This window comes from Streptomyces hainanensis (assembly GCF_004348415.1).
Taxonomy (GTDB): Bacteria; Actinomycetota; Actinomycetes; order Streptomycetales; family Streptomycetaceae; genus Streptomyces; species Streptomyces hainanensis.
The window spans coordinates 1-4662 of the sequence record NZ_SMKI01000550.1; the positions used below are offsets into that span (position 1 = coordinate 1).

General features: G+C 76.7%; 2 protein-coding genes. Both read left to right on the top strand.

Annotation, left to right across the window (positions count from 1 at the left end):
• Window positions 1–1827, top strand: a 1827-nt coding sequence (locus E1283_RS32220) for an SDR family NAD(P)-dependent oxidoreductase (protein WP_132821706.1), incomplete at its 5' end; no start/stop codon positions are given.
• Window positions 1828–1832: 5 nt separating this feature from the next.
• Window positions 1833–4662 (top strand): type I polyketide synthase (locus E1283_RS32225; protein ID WP_132821707.1); only part of this gene is annotated, 2830 nt, incomplete at its 3' end.

Below are 4662 nucleotides of genomic sequence, written 5' to 3' on the forward strand. Positions count from 1 at the left end.
GTCGCGCCCCGGCCGGCCGCCCTGCCGGCGCCCACCACCACCGCCGAGCCGATCCCCGCGGCCACCCCAGCTCCCGTCGAGCCGCCGGCCACCGGGCCCGTCGACGTGTTGGGCGCGGTGCTCGCGGTGGTGGCGGAACGCACGGGTTATCCGGTGGAGATGATCGAGCCCGGTCTCGACCTCGAGGCGGACCTCAGCGTCGACTCGATCAAGCGGGCCGAGATCGCCGGCGAGTTGGCGAGTCGACTCGGACTGCCGGTGGACGGCGGCGCCGACCTCGACCGCCTGAGCACGGCGCGGACGGCCGCGAGCCTGGCCGCGCTGCTGACCGAGGGACTCGGCGGCCCCGAGCCGGAGCGGGAACCGGAGCCCGAGTCCCCGGCGTCCTCGCGGCCCGCCGTCGAGCCGGTCGTCGAGGCCCCGCGACGCCTGGAGTTCACCGAGCGGGAACTGCCCGGGACCACCGGCACCCTGCCGCCCGGCACCACCGTCCACCTGGTCGGTGGCGGCGAACTCGCCGCCACCCTCACCGCCCGCCTCGGGGCGGCCGGCGCCACCGTCCAGGCCGCCCCCGCCGACATCGTCGTCCACCTCGACGCCCTGGCGACCGGTGAGGGAGCCGAACCCCCGCTCCCCGACGCGTTCCCGCTCTTCCAGACCCTCCTCTCCCACGCCCCCCGGCGGCTCCTCGCGGTCGAGCGGGCCGAAGGCCCCGCCACCGGCCTGCGCGGCCTGTTCCGCACCATCGCCCGCGAGTACCCGGAACTGCACGCCAGCCTGCTGCGGGTCGGCACCGAGACCACCGAACCCCTCGCCGACCTGATCCTCGCCGAACTCGCCGCCACCGACCGCGAGCCCGTCGTCCTCGCCGACGGCGGCCGCCGCCGCGCGCTCACCCTCACCCCCACCGACCTCGGCCCGCTCGCCGCCACCGGCGCGGGACCGGCCGGCGACGGGGCCGCCGAGGCCGCCGCCATCGGCCTCGACCACGACGCCGTGCTGCTGCTGGCCGGCGGCGCCCGCGGCATCACCGCCCGCGTCGCCCGCGCCGTCGCCACCGCCGGCCGCTGCCGGATCGAACTCCTCGGCCGTACCCCCGTCCCCGCCGCCACCGAGGACCCGGCGACCGCCGGCGCCGCCGACCGCTCCGCGCTGCGCGCCGCCTTCCTCGCCGCCGGCCACGGCTCGCCCGCCGCCATCGAGCGCGCCGTCTCCGCCACCCTCGCCGAACGCGAGGTCCGCGCCACCCTCGCCGAACTGCGCGCCCTCGGCAGCCCCGTCCGCTACCACTCCGTCGACATCCTCGACGCCGAGGCGGTCCGCGCCACCGTCAAGGACATCCACGCCGAACACGGCCGGATCGACGGCGTCGTGCACGCGGCCGGCGTCATCGAGGACAAGCTGATCGCCGAGAAGAGCCCCGAGTCCTTCCGGCGGGTCTTCGCCACCAAGGTCGACGGCGCCCGCACCCTCCTCGACGCCGTGGACACCCTCCCGTCGGGACCCCGGTTCGCCGTGCTCTTCGGCAGCATCGCCGCCGCCCTCGGCAACCGCGGCCAGAGCGACTACGCCGCCGCCAACGACGCCCTGGAGGAACTCGGCCGCCGCTGGTCGGCGCCCGGCCGCCGCGGCCTCACCGTCCACTGGGGCCCCTGGGCGGCCGCCGAGACCAACGGCGGCATGGTCACCCCCGAACTGATGCGCTCCTACGCCGCCCGCGGCATCAGGCTGATCGACCCCGAGGAGGGCCCGCTCAGCCTGCTCCGCGAGCTGGCCTGGGGCGCCCCCGACACGCACGCGGTGGTCTACACGGCTTCCGGGTGGTGACCCCGATGCCGGACCACACCCCGGTCGCCGTGGTCGGGATGGCCGTCCTCCTGCCCGGCGCCGGCGACCTGGCCACCTACTGGCACAACATCACCCACGGCGTCGACGCCATCACCGACGTGCCCGCCAGCCGCTGGGACCCGGAGCACTACCAGCCCGACGGCCCACGGCGCGCCGACCGCGTCTACTGCCGGCGCGGCGGATTCGTCGACGACGGCGCCGAGTTCGACGTCACCCGGTTCGGCATCATGCCCCGCTCGGTGCCCGGTACCGAACCGGACCAGCTGATCGCCCTGCACGTCGCCGACCAGTCGCTCCAGGACGCCGGCGGCGACCGGGTGCTGCCCGCCGACCGGGCCAGGGCGGGCGTCGTCCTCGGCCGCGGCGGCTACCTCACCCCCGGCCTCGTCCGGCTCGACCAACGGGTCCGCACCGCGGGCCAACTGATCCACACCCTGCGCGAGTTGGCGCCCGAGCTGGACGAGGGACGGCTCGCCCGCATCCGCGACTCGTTCACCGGCCAACTCGGCCCCGAGCGGCCCGAGTCCGCGATCGGCCTGGTACCCAACCTGGCCGCGTCCCGGGTCGCCAACCGCCTCGACCTCCGCGGCCCCGCCTACACGGTGGATGCCGCCTGCGCCTCCTCGCTGGTCGCCGTCGACCACGCCGTCCGCGAACTCGCCACCGGCCGCTGCGACCTGATGCTCGCCGGCGGCGTGCACCACTGCCACGACATCACCCTGTGGAGCGTGTTCAGCCAGCTCGGCGCGCTCTCCCCGAGCGAGCGGATCCGCCCGCTCCACCGGGACGCCGACGGCGTGCTGATCGGCGAGGGCACCGGCGTCGTCGTCCTCAAGAGACTCGCGGACGCCGAACGTGAAGGCGACCGGATCTACGCCGTGGTCCGCGGCACCGGCGTGGCCAGCGACGGCCGCTCCGCCAGCCTCCTCAACCCCGACCCCGACGGCCAGGCCCGCGCCGTACGGCTGGCCTGGGAGGCCGCCGGCCTCGACCCGCGCGCCCCCGGCGCGCTCGGGCTGCTGGAGGCCCACGGCACCGCGACCCCGGCCGGCGACCGCGCCGAACTCGCCACCCTCGCCGAGGTGTTCGGCCCACCCGCCGGGCGGCCGGCGGCCATCGGCTCGGTCAAGTCGATGATCGGCCACACCATGCCGGCCGCCGGCGTCGCCGGCCTGATCAAGGCCGCGCTGGCCATCCACCACGGCGTGCTGCCGCCGACGCTGCACTGCGAGGAACCCCACCCGGCCCTCGCCGCCACCCGGTTCGCGCCCCTCGCCGAGGCCACCCCCTGGGAACCGCCGGCCGACGGCGCCCCGCGGCGGGCCGGCGTCAACGCGTTCGGCTTCGGCGGCATCAACGCGCACGTGGTGCTCGAAGCGCCGGCCACGGCGCCGGCCCGCCGCGCCGCGCCGCCCGTCACGGTCGTCGAGCCGGAACGGGTACTGCGACTCGCCGCGGCCGACGCCGACGCCCTCGGCACGCTGCTGACCGCCGACGACTCCACCGTGCTGGCCGCCGGCCTCGACGAACGGACCGCCGACGCCGGCCCGGTCAGGCTCGGCATCGTCGACCCGACGGCACGCCGCCTCACCCTCGCCCGCAAGGCCGTCGCCAGGGGCGCGCCCTGGCGCGGCCGCAGCGACGTCTGGTTCAGCCCGCGCCCACTGCTCGGCCCGGGCGGCGGGAAGACCGCCTTCGTCTTCCCCGGCCTGGAGGCCGAGTTCGACCCCCGGGCCGACGCGCTCGCCGCCCGGTTCGGACTGCCGCGCCCCGAGCCGGCCCGGGTCGGCGACGTCGGCCGGCACGGCGCCGCCGTGTTCCAACTCGGCCGGCTCCTCGACACCGCGCTGCGGCGACTCGGCGTCACCCCGGACGCGGTCGCCGGACACAGCGTCGGCGAATGGACCGCCATGGCCGCGGGCGGCATCCACACCGCCGCCGAAGTGGACGCCTTCCTCGCCACGTTCGACCCCGACGCGCTGCGGGTACCCGGCGTCGCCTTCGCCGTCCTCGGCCTGCCGGCCGAACGCGTCACGGAGGAACTCGCCGGCCGCGACGACGTCGTCCTCTCCCACGACAACGCCCCCAACCAGTCGATGGTCTGCGGCGCCGAGGCGGCCGTCGAGGAACTGGTGCTCCGGCTGCGGGCCGCCGGCGTCATCGGGCAGATCCTGCCGTTCCGCTCCGGCTTCCACACCCCGATGCTCGCCCCCTACCTCGACCCGATCAGGCGCGCCGCCGATTCCTACACCCTGCACGCCCAGACCACCCCCGTCTGGTCCGCCACCACCGCCGCCCGCTACCCGGCCCAACCGGCCGCCGTGCGGGAGCTGTTCATCCGCCACCTGCTCGAACCGGTGCGGTTCGGGCCGATGATCCGCTCGCTCCACGACGCCGGCTTCCGCGCCTTCGTGCAGTTGGGCGCCGGACAACTCGGCTCACTCGTCGACGACACCCTCGCCGGCCACGACCGCGTGGTGGTCGCCGCGCACGCCCCCGTCCGCGACTGCCTCGCCCAACTCCGGCGAGTCGTCACCGCGTTGTGGACCAACGGCGCCGAACCGGACGCCACGCCGCTCCTCGACCGCCGCGCCGCCACGGCTCGCCCCGGCATACGCCTCGACCTCGGCGGCCCGCGGGTCTCGCTGCCGCGAGAGGCCCACGGCCTCCTTGCCGGTGGCGGCGGAGGTGGCGGTGGCGATCCGCTGATCGCGTTCGACCATCCCGTGGCGGCCGAACTCGCCGCGTTGCTCGCGGAGACGGCGACGACGGCAGCCACGTTGCTGTCGGCGTCGGCGGGGGTTTCCCCCACCC